The organism is Saliphagus sp. LR7 (assembly GCF_003344565.1).
In the GTDB taxonomy this organism is placed as follows: Archaea; Halobacteriota; Halobacteria; order Halobacteriales; family Natrialbaceae; genus Saliphagus; species Saliphagus infecundisoli.
In genome coordinates, this window is record NZ_QPND01000011.1 from 101,800 (window position 1) to 117,372 (window position 15,573).

The window sequence follows — 15,573 nt, forward strand, 5'->3', positions numbered from 1 at the left end:
AACCTTGCGATAGGCCCGTTACGGCGTTACGCGTCGGCCCGGGTGAGGGCGTCTCACTCCGCCGAAAGCGCCGCCGCGACGAGTTCGATCGGCGTCGGCGGTTTCGCCTCCGCTCCGGGACGGTCGCCGAGTTGGGTCCGACAGGACGCGCCGGGAGCGACGACCCGCTCGCCGGGACTGGCCTCGACCTGGTCGTAGAGCACCGACCCGATTGCCTCGCTCATCGAGGCGTGTTCGGCCTCGTAGCCAAAGGAGCCCGCCATCCCACAACACCCCGAGTCCAGCGGGTCGACCGCGTAGCCGGCCCGCCGGAGGACGCCGACGGCGTGGTGGTCCCGCGCCGCGGCCTTCTGATGGCAGTGGCCGTGGTAGGCCAGAGCCGTCCCGGGTGCCTCGAACTCGAGTCGGCCGTCGAGGTCGAACCGATCGACGTACTCACAGATTCCATAACTGTTGGCGGCGAGTTCCCGAACGGCCTCCCCGGAGAGGAGGTCGAGGTAGTCCGACTGGAGCATGACCGCGTCGGAGGGCTCGACGACGACGACGTCGTAGCCCGCCTCGACCGCCGGCGAGAGCGCATCGACGTTCTCCTCGGCGGTCTCTCGAGCGCGGTCGAGAAAGCCCTTCGAGAACGCGGGCCGACCGGTGTCGGAGACGTCGGGAACCGCGACGTGGACGCCCGCGGCCTCCAGGACGCGGACCGCGGCTCGGCCCGCCGCCGGATTGGAGTAGTTGGTGTAGGTATCGGGGTAGAGCACGACCCGTCGGTCGGCCTCGTGGGGGTCGACGGCGCTTACCCCGCGCTCGTCGAACCAGTCCTCGAAGGTCTCCCGGTGGAACGTCGGTAGCGATCGGTCCGTGGCGATCCCGACGGTCGCCTCCATGAGTTTGCGGGCGCCCGGAACCTTCGGCGCGAGGTTCGACAGCGGCGCCAGGGCGCTTCCCCACTTCGACAGTTCCTCGACGCGGGCGAACAGCTCGTCGCGGAACGTGGCGCCGTTTCGCTGGTGGTACTCGTGGGTCACCTCGGCTTTGAGCTTCGCCATATCGACCTCGCTCGGGCAGTCGATCGCACACCCCTTGCAGCCGATACAGAGATCCATCACCTCCTCGACGAACTCGTCGGAGAACGCTTCCCCGGGCTCGAGGTCGCCGTCCATCGCCGACCGGAGCGCGTTCGCCCGGCCGCGGGTGCTCGTGATCTCCTCGCGGCTCGCCCGGAACGTCGGACACATCACCCCGCCGGTGGTCTCCTGGTCGCCCCGACAGCCCCCACAGCCGTGACAGAGCTCGACCATCCCCTGCATCCCGTTGTCGTTGTCCCACTCGAGTGCGGGCTCGAAGCCCGACTCGAACTCGTAGTCGGGGGAAAACCTGAGGTGTTCTCGAAGATCGGTGGGGTCGCCCTCGCGGTAGACGACCTGGCCCGGGTTCAGGAGCCAGTCTGGGTCGAAGGCGGTCTTCAGCCCCCGAAACGCCTCCCAGACCCCCTCGCCGTACAGCTTCCGGTTCCACTGGGTTCGGGCGCGGCCGTCGCCGTGTTCGCCCGACACCGATCCCCCCAACTCGACCACGAGGTCGGTCACCTCGTCGGCGATGCCGTGGAGCTGGTCGAGCCCGAACTCCGTTTTCGTGTTAATCAGGGGGCGGACGTGGAGCACGCCGGGACCGGCGTGGGCGTAGAAGCTCGCGTAGGTGTCGTAGCTCTCCAGGATCTCCTCGAACCCCTCGAGGAACTCGGGGAGGGATTCGGGCGGAACGGCGGTGTCCTCGATGAAGGAGACGTGTTTCTCGTCGGTCGTCCGCGAGAGCAAGATCGGAAGCCCCGATTTCCGGAGCTTCCAGAACGTCGCGCGCTCCTCGGCGTCGTAGGCCTCGAGGGCATCGACGGCGATCGGGTCCCCGCCGTCGGGGATCTCCTCGGCGGGTTCTCCCTCGGGATCGGCATCGGGAACGCGGTCGGCGAGCAGGTCGGCGACCCGATCGCGACCCTCCTCGGGGCCGGAGGCGTAGAACTCCACGAGCAAGACGGCGTTCGTGCCGTCGGGGAGGATCCCGGTGACGGGGCCGAACTCGGCGGTCCCGCGCGCGAGGTCGATCAGGACGTCGTCGAGAACCTCGACGGCCGCGGGATCGTGTGCGAGGACGTTCTCGACGTCGGCCATCGCCTCGTGGAGCCCGCCATAACAGAGGAGGGCGACGGACTTCGTCGCGGGCACCGGCTCGAGGGAGACGGTCGCCTCAGTGACGATCGCCAGCGTTCCCTCGCTGCCCGCGAGCAGGCGCGCGAGGTTGACCGTGCCGGCTTCGCCGGTCTCCTCGTCGCCCGGCAGGGGCTCTCCCCGCGCCTCGCAGACGAGCCGATCCAGGTTGTACCCCGAGACGTTTCGCTTGAGGTCGGGGTACGCTTCGCCGATCGCATCGGCGTCCTCCTCGAGAATCCGTTCTATCTCGGCGTAGATCCGGGCCTCGAGGTCGCCGTCGGGGTCCGCTCGCTTCGCGATCTCCGAGAGGGTGACCTCGCCGAACTCCGTGCGAGTGCCGTCGGCGAGGACGACCTCACAGGAGTCGATATAGGCATCAGTTTTGCCGTACTGCAGGGAGTGTGAGCCCGTCGAGTTGTTGCCGATCGCGCCGCCGATGGCGCTCTTGTCGCCCCAGGCGGGATCGGGTGCGAACTTCAGGTCGTGGGTCGCCAGGCGCTCGTTCAGGCTCCCGAGGATCGCCCCGGGCTGGACGGTCGCCTCCCGGTCGTCGGGCGCGACGGCGACGACGTCGTTCATGTACCGGGTGAAATCGAGGACGACCGCGCGGTTTACGGTCTGGCCCGCGAGGCTCGTCCCGCCACCCCGTGGGAGCACCGGGATCTCCCGGTAGGCACAGTACTCCACGACCGCGGCGACATCGTCAGTCGAGCGGGGGAAGACGACCCCGATCGGGGTCAGCTCGTAGGCGCTGGCGTCGGTCGCGTACAGCTCCCGCGAATAGGAATCGAAGCGGACGTCGCCCTCGACGCGGTCCTCGAGATCGGCGACCAGGGCCGGCCGGTCGACGTCGTCGCTCGCGTAGTCGTAGTTCGCCCGGCGGTCGTCGGCCGGGTCCTCCCGGGGCTCCGTTGCCATGGCTCGCCCTAGCGGAACGACGACATAAAGGGTCCCGGCTCGCGGCCGAAGCGTCGGCGAGGAGAATCGGAGTGGCCCCGTTTTCCCACGTGCGCCCCCGGGGCCGCCGTCCGCGGGTGGACGGCACGCGTAGTTGGCTCCGACCCCGCACGAGTCCACCCCCTACGTGAGTAGGTGTTCCGGCCGGCCGTCGTTCGTCGGCCAGGGACCCGGCGGGAGCCGGCCGAAACCTGGCCCTGCCGGACCGGGGCTTAACTTCCCGCTTCCCGTCGGCCCGAACGTGACCGACCGATCGATCTCCGACCGTCCGGCCGCACGCTCGCGGCTCGAGCACGCGGCGTACGCAAGCGCCCGTGGGCTCCAGGCGGGCCTGGTCGCGACGCTGATCATGACCGCCTTCCGGCTCCCGATCCTCCGGTCGCTGCCGCCCTCGGCGAACTTCTGGGCGCAGTACGTAAGCGGCGGCGAGCCCGAGGACCACCCGGCGATGGGCCTCCTCTTGCACCTCGCCTACGGCGTCGGCGGCGGCGCCCTCTTCGGCGGGCTGTTCGCTCTGCTCGAGTCCGAACGCTCGATCGAGCCCGAACAGCGCGGGCTCGTCTGGGGCGCCGTCTACGGAATGGCCATGTCGGCCTTCGGCTCGCAGGTCATGCTCGACGAACTACTCGACATCAGACTCGAGGCGGACGAACTCGCGCTCTTTCACGCCGCCCACCTCGTCTACGGGATCTCGCTCGGCGCCTGGGTCGGCTCGCGAGCCGAGGGGGTCGAGGACCCCGAGGCCGAATACGAGTACGACGACGGCAACTGATCGGATTCCGTACTCATTTATGGCGCGGGTCGGTACCGGCCGGTGATGGAACCCCTCGAGATCGGTGCGCGGCTGTTTGCCGGGGTCGCGCTCATTCTGATCAACGCCTACTTCGTCGCGATCGAGTTCGGCCTCACCCGGGCGCGACAGTATCCCGAGTCCGAGTTCGATACCCCCGGACTCCGGCGGGCCTGGGAGATGACCGACAACCTCGAGATCTATCTGACGACCTGTCAGATCTGGATCTCGGGGACCAGCATCGCCCTCGGGATCGTCGCCGAACCGGGGCTGGCCGCGATCTTCGAGCCGTTCTTCCAGAACACCTGGCTGGCCTCGATCGGTGCCGGCTCCCTCCTCGCTTTCTTCCTCATCAACATGGTCCACCTCACCCACGGCGAGCAGACGCCGACCTACCTCGGCGTCGAGCGCTCGAAGCAGGTCTGTGAGTACGGCTCGGGCCCGCTGTACTGGTTCGCGTGGCTGATCTCGCCGCTGATCAAGTTCGGCGACTGGGTCGCAAAGGGGACCCTCCGGCTGTTCGGAATCGAGATGACCGGCTCCTGGACCGAGACCGAGACGGAGGTCATCGAGTCCCGGGCGGACCTGCGAAACAGTCTCGGGACGGTGCTAGAGGAGAGCGACCTGAGCGAGGAACGCCGTGGCGAGGTGATGAACGCCCTCTACGTCGGCGAACAGCCCGTCAGTGACGTGATGGTGCCCGCCGAGGAGATCGTCACCCTCTCGACGGCCGACTCCGTCGAGGAGAACGTCCGACGGATGGCCGAGAGCCCCCGGACCCGGTACCCCCTCGTCGGCGAGAAACTGACCGACTTCGAGGGCGTCATCTACTCGCCGCTGTTCGCCAAACACCGCGAGGAACTCGCGTCCGGCGAGATCGGGTTCGCCGAGATCGCGACGCCGCCGATGACGCTGTCGCCCGACGCCGACGTCAGCGACGCGATCGATCAGTTCCAGGCCGAAAACCAGGAGCTCGCGCTCGTGATCGAGGACGGCGAGGTCGTCGGGCTGGTGACCGTCACCGATCTCCTGGAGGAGGTCGTCGGCGAGATCGAAGACCCCATCGACCGCGAACAGCTGGACTAAGTCTCTCTTCCCGGCGGCAGGTCTCGACTCTCGACGGCCGTCCTCGAGAGGGCGGTCCACGACACTCCCTCGTCCATCTCCTCGGAGCTCCCGTCGGTCCCGGAGTTTTTACGCGATGACGGGCCCAGGCGGGCCATGTCCGACCGCGCCTACGGACGGCGGACGGTGCTGGAGGTGCTGGGAACGCTCGCGGCGATCGCCCTCGCCTCGCTGTTCGGGACGGCAACCAGTGTCCGCGACGGGAGCGGGCCGCCCGGCCCGGAACCGCCCGGCGGCGAGGGTGGAGGGCTCCCACCCCGGGAGGCCACGGGTCCGCCGTTTGCGACCTCGTCCGACGCCGCGGTCGCGATCGTCGACCGGATCGTCGACGGACGGTTCGTCGTGATCCTCGTCGAGAGCGAAGACCGGGCCGTCCTCGAGACCGACGACCCGATCCTCCCCGGCGCAAGCGAGTGCGACGCCCTCCTCTCGTGGTTCGACGACGAGGGCGACCTCGTGGCGGTCGAGCGCCTCCCCGGAGAAAGCCGACGCCGCCGCCGAAACCGGAATCGGTTCGACGAACTCTCGGAACGCCCGAACGGTTCAGCGGGGGCATCGACACGTAAGCGTCCCGGCGGGAGCACCTACTGGTCGAAGCCGACCCGGATCATCTCCCCCCACCCGCCCTCCCCGCGGAGGTACCGGACGACCGCGACCCAGGCGATCCAGGACTTCCACTGTCGGTAGGGGACGTGCTCTACGAGGCCGTAGCCGAGCAGCCTAGCGATGTCCCGCGGGTTCCGGTAGCGCCGGAAGCTGACGACTTCGTTCAGCACCGAGAGCCACGACAGGAGGGTGCCTATGCCGACGGCGATCCCCAGGAAGAGCAGGAAGAAGGGGGCGTTCAGGATCCCGAGCAGGAAGGCGATCGGGACGAGGAGGTAGCCGACGCCCTCGATCAGCGGGCCGATCGTCTCGACGAGGAGGAAAAAGGGGAGCGCAACGAGCCCGATGACGCCGTAGTTCGGATTGCCGATCATCCGGCGATGGATCCACAGCGTCTCGACCATTCCCCGGAACCAGCGGCCCCGTTGGCGGGCCAGTACCGCCCGCGAGGCGGGCACCTCCGTCCAGACGACGGGGTAGGGGACGAACTCGATCCGGTAGTCCTCGCCCGCGAACTCGCGATGGAGCCGGACGATCAGCTCCATGTCCTCGGTGATGGTGTCCGTCGAGTACCCGCCCACCTCCCGGACGGCACTGGTCCGGAAGAGGCCGAACGCCCCCGAGATGATCAGGAGGCCACCGATCCCGCTCAAGCCGATCCGTCCCGAGAGAAACGCCCGGAGGTACTCGACGACCTGGAGGTTCGCCAGACGATTCCTCGAGAGTCCGACCTCCCGGACGACCCCGCGGCCGATCGAACAGCCGTTGGCGACCCGGACCGCCCCGCCGGTGGCGATCGTCCGGTCGGGATCCCGGAGGAACGGTTCGGCGACCTCCAGAAGCGCCCCCCGCTCGATGACGGTGTCGGCGTCGACGGCACAGAACAGGGGCTGGTCGGTGAAGAAGACGCCCGCGTTGAGGGCGTCCGCCTTTCCGCCGTTTTCCTTGTCGATGACGACGAGGTCGATCCGCGGGGACTGGTAGACTCCCCGGACCTCCTCGCAGGGGAGGTCGACGGGGACCGGCGCCTCGATCGGCTCGAGGTCGAAGGACTCGACGAGTACGTCGAGCGTGGCGTCGGTCGAACCGTCGTTGACGACGACGAGGTCGTAGTTTCCGTACTCTAAGTTGCGAAGCGACCGGACGGTCTCGACGATCGTCACCTCCTCGTTGTAGGCGGGGACGACGACGCTGATCCCCGGCAGGAACGGCGAGTTGTGTGGTTCATAGGCCGGTTCGATCAGCCAGTCGCGGACGTTGCCCGCCAGAACCGCGATCGAGACGAGGTGGATCAGTAGGTAGCTGCCGTTGACGAGCGCGAAGTAGAGCACGAAAAACCAACTGGCGAGCCAGAGGGCCGTCGAGACGCCGGCGGCTACGTCCATCCGGTCGCAACCCTCCTCGGCGTCCGTCGTTCGGCCCCGGCCCACGCGACGGTCCGCGCGACCGCCTCGTCCGGTTGGCCCGTCCCGTCGGTCACGCTCTCGAGCCCGCCGACCCGCCGGAGGGTCCGGGCGGCCGCCAGCCGGGCGCGGTCGTCGGGATCGTTGTAGACGCCGTACCGGAGCCAGTCGACCGATTCACCGTCGCCCCACTTGCCGAACAGCTCGTAGGCCGCCGTCCGGACCGCCGGCTCCGGGTCCGCGAGCGCCCGCTCGGCGTCGACGCGCTCGCGGAGCTCCCGGCGCCAGCCCTGGCGGGCGAACGCCGACAGCGCCGTTGCCCGCACCTGTGGCGAGTCGTGGTCGAGGAGCGCGGGGAGCCACGCGAACCGGTCGGCCCGCTCGGTCGCCTGGCAGTGAGCGAGAACGGTCAGGGTCTGGACCACCAGCCCCTCCGACCACCAGGTCGCCTCCGCGTCGGCGTGAGCCAGCAGCGGGGTCGCGTCCCGGCGATTGAGCCGGTAGAGCGTGTCGAGTCCGAACACCGACAGCCGCTCCTCGCCCGACCATAACAGGAGCGAGGTCCCGTCGCGGGCGGCGTCGGGTCCGCCGGCGACGGAGAGCAGGCGGGCGGCTCCCGCACGGGTCGCGGGATGGTCCGTACAGCGCTCCCGGAGGCGCTCGGTCGGAACGTCGCGCTCGAGGAGGGTCAGCCAGATCAGTCCCCGGAGCCGGCTGGTCACCGTCCGGCTGGCGAGCAGGTCGACCGCGCGGTCGCCGACCCCGAGGGCCTCGGCGAGGTCGACGAGCCGGTCGCGCTCGCGCCCGCGGAGCTGGCGGAGGTAGCGGGCGAGAAGCCGCCGGAGGACGAACCGTTCGGTGAGCGACAGCTCCCCGACCCACCCCGACCAGTTCGGGTCCGGCCGGTCGAGCCGGGCGAACAACTCCTCGACCAGGCGAGGACGGGCCCGCTCGCGCCGGCGGTCGAACCGGGCCAGGAGGATCGAGACCACGAGCGCGAGCGCGCCGACGACGGCGGTCGCGGCGACGATGGCGACGAAGGCGCTCCCGAGAGCGTTCATCGGACCAGCCGCCCCAGCCGCGCGGAGACCTCCGAGGGACTGAACGGCTTGGTGACGTAGTCGTCGGCGCCGAGTTCGAACCCCCGAACGACGTCGCGTTCCAACCCGCGGCCGGTGACCATGACCACCGGAAGCTCCTCGAGGTCGTCGTGGTCGCGCAGCCGGCTCAGGATTCCGAAGCCGTCGAGCCCCGGCAGCATCAGGTCCAGGACGAGCCCGTCGGGAAGCTCGTCGGCCCCCTCGAGGCGCTCCCAGCAGTCCTCGCCGTCGTCGATCGCCACGACGTCGTAGCCGTCGGTCTCGAGGCGGTAGGCGAGCAACTCGCGGACGTGCTCGTCGTCCTCACAGACCAGAACCCGTTCAGCCATCCGTCGCTCCCCTCCGCGAGAGGTCGGACACCACCTCGCCCGCGAGTTCGACCGTCGAGAGCGGCCGGTGGGCGAACTGATCGTGGCCCGTGATCGCCGTCCACTCGCCGCCGGTCGGCGGCGGGCCGACGGCCACCAGCGGGAGGTGGGCCGGCTCCGCCGGGTCCCGCAGCGCCGCGACGAGTTCCGCGTCGACCCCTTCCGTCCCGGTATCGAGGACCGCGACGTCGGCACCGTTGGCCGCGATCGTCTCGAGGACGCCGGCGGCGCCACTGCGAGGATCGACCTCGATGACCGACGCCTCCTCGACACCGGTCAACGTCTCACGGAACCGGTCGTCGACCGGTCCGAGGAGGGCGACCGTGCTCTCGCCCGCCAGATCGGAAAGCACCTCGCGGAGTCGCCTCTCGGACGCGGTCGGGGAGACGATCGCCGAGACGCCGAGCGCCGGCGCCGGAAGCGAGTCGGCGTCGACGGTCGAAACGACCGTGAGGCCGACGACCTCCTCGCGGCCGGCGCGCTCCCGGAGGGCCTCGAGGTCGGCCCGCGTCGGAACGCCACAGTCGACGACCGCGTGATGGGGGCCGTCGGGCTCGCCCTCGAGGACCTCGTACCCGGAGCGCTCGAGTTGCTCGACGAGCAGCCGGTCGAACCCGTCGTCGACCGACAGGGCGACCGGGGGCGCGGAGTCGGGGGCCGCGGGGAGGGGGTCGTCGCTCTCGACGACCTCCGCGACGCCGTCGGCCTCGAAGGCGTGTGCGATCACCGTCCCCAGCTCCTCGCTCGCGCCGACGATCTCCTCTAGGGCGTCGCGCTGTTCGTCGGTTACCGGGCCGAACGCGCCGTCGAGCGCCAGCTCGGCGTTGCCGAGGATCGGCGCGATCCGCCGCCGGAGCTCGTAGGCGAGGGTTTCGGTCTCCTCGTCTCGAATGACCGTCATGGCTGGTGAGATCGACTCGTCGGTCGACCATAAAAACATGGATGGTTGACAGTCATGTGATCGTACCCGTCGGAGTCCGACCGTCGCGGAGTCCCGTCCCCGGGCCGGGACGCGATACCCATTGGACAAACGACATCATAGATGCAAACGTTTTTACCCCGGTTGAAACACTTGTGGAGGTGTAGCATGGGAGGCCGTCCGGGGAGTCGGGTTCCGGGGACCGGGAGCCGTATCGACCGACGAACGCTGCTTGCGACCGCGCTGTCGGGGACGACGGCGACAGCCGGCTGTCTCGCCGGCGCCGGGAGCGGTCTCGGGGAGGACTCCGGGGAGGAGCGGGTCGACGAGGTGGCGATGGTCTCGAGTCCCGCGGGGTTCGACGACGACGCGTTCAACGACGAGGCCCTGGCCGGCCTCCAGGAGGCCGCCTCCGAGTACGGGTTCGGGATCCGGACGATCCAGGCGACCCAGCCCGAGCGTTACGAGTCGGTCCAGGCGGACGCCGCCGAGGAGGGCCACGATCTGGTCGTCTGTGCCAGCGACTACCACACGGACGCGCTGTCGACGAACGCGGCGACCTACCCCGACCAGAACTGGATGTTGATCAACAACGCCATCCAGGGCGCCGACAACGTCTCGGGCTGGATCGAGCGCAACGACCAACTCTCCTTTCTCGCGGGGGTCGTCGCCGGCACGATGACCGGCGAACGGTTCCATCACAACCGGTACCGGACCGATCCCGAGAGCGCGACCGTCGGCTTCGTCGGCGGCGAGGAGAGCGATCTGCTCCGGGCGTTCGAGCGCTCCTACGTCGAGGGCGCCCGGTGGGCCAACGAGGACGTCGAGGTGCTCTCGGGGTACGGCGGCAGCTTCGAGGACCCCGCCGGCGCCGACCGCGTCGCGAGCGCCCAGATCGACGACGGCGCGGACGTCGTCTGGCACGCGGCCGCCGGGGCCGGCGAGGGGGTGTTCGCGGCGGCCGACCGGCGGGGCCGGTTCGCCCTCGGGGTCGACACCGATCAGTCGGTGGCCGTCGAGGAGTACGCCGACGTCATCCTCGGCTCGGCCGTCAAGGCCGTCGACTCGGCGACCTACCGGGTCGCGAAAGCGGTCGTCGAGGACGAGTTCGAGGAGGTGGTCGGCGAGCGGACCCTGAGCGTCGCAAACGGCGGGGTCGGCTTCGTCGTCGGCAGAGAGTTCGAAGACCGCCTCCCCGAGGGCGTCCTCGAGGCCGTCGGCGACGCCGAGGACGCCCTCGAGGAGGGGCGGGTCGATCTCAGCTGTGGCCCGACCGGCTGTTGAGTCGGTCCAGGAGGTCGCTACGCGACGTCCCGGACGCGGACGTCGAGGACGAGCGTCTTCCCCGCGAGTTCGTGATTGAAGTCGACCTCGACGGTGTCACCGGCGACGGCAGTGACGTCCCCGTGGAGGTCGTTTCGCGCCTCGACGTGGAGGCCGATCTCCGGCGGCCGCCCGACCATCGCCTCGAACTCGCCGACGTCGTACTCCCGGACCCGATCGGGGTCGTACTCGCCGTAGCCGTCCTCGGGCGGGACGGTGACGGTCGCGGTCTCGCCGACGTCCATCCCGACGACCGCCTCGTCGAGCCCCTCGATGACCTCGTTCCGGCCGACGGTAAAGGCGAGGGGCTCGCTCTCGTCGTCGTCGCCGGTCGGCTCCGGTCCCCCGCTCTCGGTGCCCGGCGGGTCCGACGTCGCGAACACGGTCCCGTCCTCGAGCCGGCCGACGTACTCGAGCAGTACCCGATCGCCGGGTTCGACGCTCACGGGTCGTACTACGCGAAGGCGAGGATAGCCCTTTCGATGAGCCTCGGGAGGACGCCTCGGAGATGCTACCGCTGGAGATCGTACAGGCGGCGGAACGCGGTCGGGGGAAAGCGCAACTCGAGGCGACTCGGCGGTCGTCCCTTGCCGGTCGACAAGTCGGACCGGACGCGCTCGACGACGGCGATTTCGGCCATCTCGTAGAGGAACCGTTTGACCGTTCCCGCGGAGAGATCGACGTCGGGTTCGGCGCTGATCGCCTCGGTCGTCGCGGTGACCGAACCCCGATCCTCTGGATCGAGGTCGACGAGGTGGCGCAACACGAGTCGCTTGTTGGCCGGCAGCGAGAGCACCCTCCCGAGGGAGACCGACGGCCGCGGGATCTCCTCGATCGCCGCCGTGACGTCGGCCTCGGTGAGACGAGTGCGTCCCTCCCGGTCGGCCCGGTCGGCGGCGACGAACAGCGCGGTCAGCCCGTCGTGGGCGTTGCCCTCGGCCCAGACGGCGATCCGACGCGCCAGGTCGTGCTCGAGTGCCTGCTGGGCGAGCCCCGCCGAGGCACGCGCCATCAGAACGTCGACGAGCACCCGGCGCCGGTAGCGCTCGACCGGGATCGACGTCGCCGTGTACCTGCTCAGGCTCGTCTCCTCCGGGTCGGCTCTCCCGACGGCGAGCCAGCTCACGGTGCTCGGAAGGCCCGCAAACAGGTCGGCGAGCGCCGCCGCGTCGATCCCCCCGGGATCGTCGACGTGGTCGACCGCCACGACGGCCCCGGTCCGGGACGACCCCAGCAGCGCGTGGAGGCGCTCGCGGAGCTCCGCCGTACCGACCCCGTGGTCGGGGACCGGCTCGTCGACGAGCTCGTCGAGGACGCCGTGGTAGAAGGCGAACTCGCTGGTCACCTCCCGCAGGTCGACGTAGACGAACTCGGGAACCGTCGGCGGCACCGCCCGCGTGCTCGTGTGGATGATCGACCGCGTCTCCCTTGACAGCCCTCCCAGATGCGCGAACAGCGCCGTCACGATCGCGGATTTTCCGGACCCGAACGGGCCGTGGACGTACGCGTTCGGGGGGAGCCCGCCCTCGAACACCGGATCGAGATGGTCGAGCAGTCGCTCGAGTACGGGTCCCCGATCGGACGGTTCGTCGACGTGTGCGACCGGCGACAGCGAGTCGTAGTTCCGGATCAGGCGAGGGCTCCCGTCCTGGCGTCGCCGTCGTTCGATTCTCGCGTCGATGTCCATGTATTGGCCGGATCGTCGTCGGTGGGGAGTTTCGGTCACACCTAAAAAAGGATCGCGATCGGTGCTCTCAGAGGTAGCCCGCGTTCGGGAGTACGCCGAGGAGTGCGAGGATCCCGACACCCAGCATCGCGAGCGCGATCGCCATCGCCGGCGGGTCGACGTGGGTCCCCGAGTGGGCGTAGAACAGCCGCTGGGTCAGTTCGCCCAGCAGTCCGCTCGCCGCCCCGAACACGCCGGCGGCGAGCAGGGCGACGACGCTCCCCGCGACGGGGTCGAAGACGACGGCGCCGACCGCACCGACGAGCGTGATGTGGTGGGTCACCGGGATCTTCTCGACGCCGAGGTTCAAGAACAGCAGGCTCATCGCGGAGATCGCGTAGCCGAGGAAGATACTCCCGGTCTGGATCCAGATGTATCCCCCGAGGATCCCGCCGACGAGGCCGATGACCGTGACGCCCGACCACTCGTACTGGTGGGGGAGCCACGGCTCGGTCGCTAACCGACCCACGTGTTCTCTCTTCTCGCCTTCGGCTTCCGGATACGGCGTCTCGCTCTCGAAGAGGGACATGTCGAGGTAGCCCGATCCCCTCGGCTTTCCGACGAGCGGGTAGCCGAAGGCCAGACGGGCGAGAAGCGCCGTCGCGACCACCGAGACCGCGATGAAGTCCGTCGGGGGTGTCGTCTCCATGACGTTGATGAAGAGTCCGTTGGCCAGTTGCGTGATGAGCATCCCGACGACGCCGAAGACCGCGCCCACCGCGAGGATGTCCGGCTTCGTCCCGAACGCGTACAGGATGTCCTTCCCGAAGTGGTAGTCCCACCCCTCGGGTTTCATCTCGGGATACTTCTTGCCGGCGTACGCCGACGCGGCGACACCCCCCGCGAAAGCGATATGCGGGCCGGTGACGGCGCCAAAGCCGATGACGCCGGTGACCCCGGTCGCAAGATCGCCCGCGGCGACGACGTCGAGTCCCGCGATCTCCCGCTCGAGGATCGCGATGCCCTCGCCGAGGAAGACGACGAACCCCGTGAAGACGAACGCCGGGAGCGCGCCGAGGGCCGCGCCGAAAGCACCCCCCGCAAGCGCGGTGATGAACAGGAGCGCGAACTCCTCCCAGGCCATCCCGACGACCGGAACCTGAAGGACGATTCCGTCCATCGTGTTACTCCTCGCGCGCCCAGTCGAGCGAGCGCTCGACGGCGTCGTCCCACCGGCCGTACATCCGATCGGCCGTCGAGTCGTCCATCTCGGGGACGAACTCCCGGTCGACCCGCCAGTTGTCCCGCAACTCCTCGATGTCGTCCCAGTAGCCCACGGCCAGCCCGGCCGCGTACGCCGATCCCAGCGCCGTCGTCTCGTCGACGACCGGACGGGCGATCTCCGTCTGGATGATGTCGGCCTGGAGCTGACACAGGAAGTCGTTCTTGACCGCGCCGCCGTCGACCCGCAGCGACGTCGTCTCGATCCCCGAATCCGCCTCCATCGCCTCCGCGATGTCCCGGGTCTGGTAGGCGATCGACTCCAGAGTCGCCCGGACGATGTGTTCCTTCCCGGTCCCGCGGGTCATCCCCACGATCGTCCCCCGGGCCCGCCCGTCCCAGTGGGGCGCACCCAGCCCGGTAAACGCCGGCACCATGTAGACGCCGTCGGTCGAATCGACGGAACTCGCGAGCTCTGCGGTCTGTGCGGCGTTGTTGATGAGGTCAACGTCCTCCAACCACTCGATGGCGGCGCCGGTGATGAAGATCGAGCCCTCGAGGGCGTACTGGACCGGCTCGCCCGAGAGCTGGAAGCCGACGGTCGTGAGCAGGCCGTGGTCGGACTCGACCGCCTCCTCCCCGGTGTTCATCAGGTAGAACGACCCGGTGCCGTAGGTGTTCTTCGCGTCCCCCGTGTCGAAACAGGTCTGTCCGAACAGCGCCGCCTGCTGGTCGCCGAGGGCCCCGGCGACCGGGACCTCGGCACCGAGGAAGCCGTCGGGATCGGTGTGTCCGTACAGGTTCTCGTCCGAGGAGGGCCGGACCTCGGGCAGCATCGCCTCCGGAACGTCGAACTCCGCGAGGAGGTCGTCGTCCCACGCCATCTCGTGGATGTCGTACAGCATCGTCCGGGAGGCGTTCGTGACGTCCGTGATGTGGTTGCCCGTCAGGTTGTAGACCAGCCACGAGTCGATCGTCCCCATCAACAGCTCGCCGTCGCGGGCGCGTTCGCGCAGGTCCCGCGACCGGCCGCTCTGGAGCTTCAGGGGCTCGGCGTTGTCAAGGATCCACTCGACTTTCGTCGCCGAGAAGTAGGCGTCACACTCGAGGCCGGTCTTCTCGCGGATCCCCTCGACCTTGCTCGCGTCCTGGAGTTCCTCGACGCGATCCGTGGTTCGACGGTCCTGCCAGACCAGGGCGTTGTGTATCGGCCGGCCGCTGTCTGCGTCCCAGACCATCGTCGTCTCGCGCTGGTTGGTGATTCCGACTGCCGCCAGCTGCTCGGGGTCGAGGTCCGCCTCCTCGAGCGCCGTCTCGACGACGTGTACAGTGTTCTCCCAGATCTCTACGGGATCGTGTTCGACCCAGCCCGGTTCCGGGTAGATCTGTTCGTGTCGTTCGTAAGAGTTGGCGACGACCTCCCCGCTGTGGTCGAAGACCATGAAGCGGGTCCCGGTCGTTCCCTGATCGATCGCGCCGACGTATGAAGTTGCCATGATTGTGACTCTCCGTCAGGCGGCAGTTTACTAACCGAGCCACCTTGACAGTAAACAATAGCGGGATATGTATTAAATGTTCTCCATAATCGGGGAGAATCACGGAACGCTCGGTCGGTCCCAGGAGCATGATCGGCGGATAGAAGCGACACTGGTGCCGTTCGGGGCCAGAGTCGCCTCGATTGTCCCAAACCGCCCCTCCGATGGATCGTCGGCGGTGACCGCATGGGGCCTCTTGCTCGCCCGGCGGGTTCTCGATTTCACTCCGCGATGAGGACGAGCCGGCAGCGTGACCATCCCGTCCGAAACGCCGCCGGATCGCGCGTTCGGGCCGTCCATCGACCGCGTTCACCGCTCCCAACGAGCGGTTCGGCCAGCGATCGGCGGTAGCGAGA

General features: G+C 69.0%; 13 protein-coding genes. 4 read left to right on the forward strand and 9 right to left on the reverse strand.

Going from position 1 to position 15,573, the window contains the following annotated elements; all coding sequences use genetic code 11:
- Positions 1 to 53: 53 nt before the first annotated feature.
- Positions 54 to 3,122, reverse strand: coding sequence for an FAD-binding and (Fe-S)-binding domain-containing protein (locus DVH23_RS15255; protein ID WP_114578292.1), 3,069 nt, complete (start codon positions 3,120 to 3,122; stop codon positions 54 to 56).
- A gap of 280 nt (positions 3,123 to 3,402) precedes the next feature.
- Here DVH23_RS15255 and DVH23_RS15260 point away from each other — a divergent pair, with 280 nt between their 5' ends.
- The 3 genes from DVH23_RS15260 to DVH23_RS15270 all read left to right on the forward strand — a co-directional run bounded on the left by DVH23_RS15260 (position 3,403) and on the right by DVH23_RS15270 (position 5,763).
- Positions 3,403 to 3,933 carry a DUF6789 family protein gene (locus DVH23_RS15260; protein ID WP_224828655.1) on the forward strand — a complete coding sequence of 177 codons (531 nt, stop codon included), beginning with the start codon at positions 3,403 to 3,405 and terminating at the stop codon, positions 3,931 to 3,933.
- Between the two features lie 45 nt (positions 3,934 to 3,978).
- Positions 3,979 to 5,037, forward strand: a complete 1,059-nt coding sequence (locus DVH23_RS15265; RefSeq protein WP_114578293.1) for a CNNM domain-containing protein — start codon at positions 3,979 to 3,981, stop codon at positions 5,035 to 5,037.
- A gap of 135 nt (positions 5,038 to 5,172) precedes the next feature.
- A complete protein-coding gene (locus tag DVH23_RS15270; protein ID WP_114578294.1) occupies positions 5,173 to 5,763 on the forward strand; it encodes a hypothetical protein in 591 nt (196 codons plus the stop codon).
- Here DVH23_RS15270 and DVH23_RS15275 read toward each other — a convergent pair.
- Genes DVH23_RS15275 through DVH23_RS15290 form a run of 4 tightly spaced genes read right to left on the reverse strand, consistent with a single transcriptional unit; the run spans position 5,661 to position 9,454 of the window.
- Complete coding sequence (locus DVH23_RS15275; RefSeq protein ID WP_114578295.1) at positions 5,661 to 7,067, reverse strand: glycosyltransferase family 2 protein; 1,407 nt, start codon at positions 7,065 to 7,067, stop codon at positions 5,661 to 5,663. The genes DVH23_RS15270 and DVH23_RS15275 overlap by 103 nt on opposite strands.
- On the reverse strand, positions 7,058 to 8,146 hold the full coding sequence (locus DVH23_RS15280) for a HEAT repeat domain-containing protein (protein WP_114578296.1): 1,089 nt from the start codon (positions 8,144 to 8,146) through the stop codon (positions 7,058 to 7,060). The genes DVH23_RS15275 and DVH23_RS15280 overlap by 10 nt, the downstream gene beginning before the upstream one ends.
- Positions 8,143 to 8,514, reverse strand: coding sequence for a response regulator transcription factor (locus DVH23_RS15285; RefSeq protein ID WP_114578297.1), 372 nt, complete (start codon positions 8,512 to 8,514; stop codon positions 8,143 to 8,145). Before DVH23_RS15285 ends, DVH23_RS15280 begins: the two co-directional genes overlap by 4 nt.
- Entirely contained in the window at positions 8,507 to 9,454 is a 948-nt protein-coding gene (locus tag DVH23_RS15290; RefSeq protein WP_114578298.1) for a hypothetical protein, read from the reverse strand. The genes DVH23_RS15285 and DVH23_RS15290 overlap by 8 nt, the downstream gene beginning before the upstream one ends.
- 186 nt (positions 9,455 to 9,640) lie before the next feature.
- Between DVH23_RS15290 and DVH23_RS15295 the strand changes: the two genes are divergently transcribed.
- The gene (locus DVH23_RS15295) at positions 9,641 to 10,756 is read left to right on the forward strand and encodes a BMP family protein (RefSeq protein ID WP_114578299.1); all 1,116 of its coding nucleotides are present in this window, start codon (positions 9,641 to 9,643) and stop codon (positions 10,754 to 10,756) included.
- A 17-nt stretch (positions 10,757 to 10,773) separates the two neighbouring features.
- On the opposite strand, the gene DVH23_RS15300 is transcribed toward DVH23_RS15295, so the two are convergent.
- The 4 genes from DVH23_RS15300 to glpK form a co-directional block, all read right to left on the reverse strand.
- Positions 10,774 to 11,241: a peptidylprolyl isomerase gene (locus DVH23_RS15300; protein ID WP_114578300.1), complete on the reverse strand. Its 468-nt coding sequence runs from the start codon at positions 11,239 to 11,241 to the stop codon at positions 10,774 to 10,776.
- A 65-nt stretch (positions 11,242 to 11,306) separates the two neighbouring features.
- Positions 11,307 to 12,482 carry a Cdc6/Cdc18 family protein gene (locus DVH23_RS15305; RefSeq protein ID WP_114578301.1) on the reverse strand — a complete coding sequence of 392 codons (1,176 nt, stop codon included), beginning with the start codon at positions 12,480 to 12,482 and terminating at the stop codon, positions 11,307 to 11,309.
- A 67-nt stretch (positions 12,483 to 12,549) separates the two neighbouring features.
- A complete protein-coding gene (locus DVH23_RS15310) occupies positions 12,550 to 13,641 on the reverse strand; it encodes a hypothetical protein (protein WP_114578302.1) in 1,092 nt (363 codons plus the stop codon).
- Between the two features lie 4 nt (positions 13,642 to 13,645).
- Positions 13,646 to 15,178, reverse strand: coding sequence for a glycerol kinase GlpK (glpK, locus tag DVH23_RS15315; RefSeq protein WP_114578303.1), 1,533 nt, complete (start codon positions 15,176 to 15,178; stop codon positions 13,646 to 13,648).
- Positions 15,179 to 15,573 lie beyond the last annotated feature (395 nt).

What these genes read in the sequence shown, in the direction of transcription:
- glpK (WP_114578303.1), bottom strand. Translation starts at nt 15,178, where the DNA reads ATGGCAACTTCATACGTCGGCGCGATCGATCAGGGAACGACCGGGACC.
- DVH23_RS15265 (WP_114578293.1), top strand. Translation starts at nt 3,979, where the DNA reads ATGGAACCCCTCGAGATCGGTGCGCGGCTGTTTGCCGGGGTCGCGCTC.
- DVH23_RS15280 (WP_114578296.1), bottom strand. Translation starts at nt 8,146, where the DNA reads ATGAACGCTCTCGGGAGCGCCTTCGTCGCCATCGTCGCCGCGACCGCC.
- DVH23_RS15255 (WP_114578292.1), bottom strand. Translation starts at nt 3,122, where the DNA reads ATGGCAACGGAGCCCCGGGAGGACCCGGCCGACGACCGCCGGGCGAAC.
- DVH23_RS15305 (WP_114578301.1), bottom strand. Translation starts at nt 12,482, where the DNA reads ATGGACATCGACGCGAGAATCGAACGACGGCGACGCCAGGACGGGAGC.
- DVH23_RS15290 (WP_114578298.1), bottom strand. Translation starts at nt 9,454, where the DNA reads ATGACGGTCATTCGAGACGAGGAGACCGAAACCCTCGCCTACGAGCTC.
- DVH23_RS15310 (WP_114578302.1), bottom strand. Translation starts at nt 13,641, where the DNA reads ATGGACGGAATCGTCCTTCAGGTTCCGGTCGTCGGGATGGCCTGGGAG.
- DVH23_RS15270 (WP_114578294.1), top strand. Translation starts at nt 5,173, where the DNA reads ATGTCCGACCGCGCCTACGGACGGCGGACGGTGCTGGAGGTGCTGGGA.
- DVH23_RS15275 (WP_114578295.1), bottom strand. Translation starts at nt 7,067, where the DNA reads ATGGACGTAGCCGCCGGCGTCTCGACGGCCCTCTGGCTCGCCAGTTGG.
- DVH23_RS15295 (WP_114578299.1), top strand. Translation starts at nt 9,641, where the DNA reads ATGGGAGGCCGTCCGGGGAGTCGGGTTCCGGGGACCGGGAGCCGTATC.
- DVH23_RS15285 (WP_114578297.1), bottom strand. Translation starts at nt 8,514, where the DNA reads ATGGCTGAACGGGTTCTGGTCTGTGAGGACGACGAGCACGTCCGCGAG.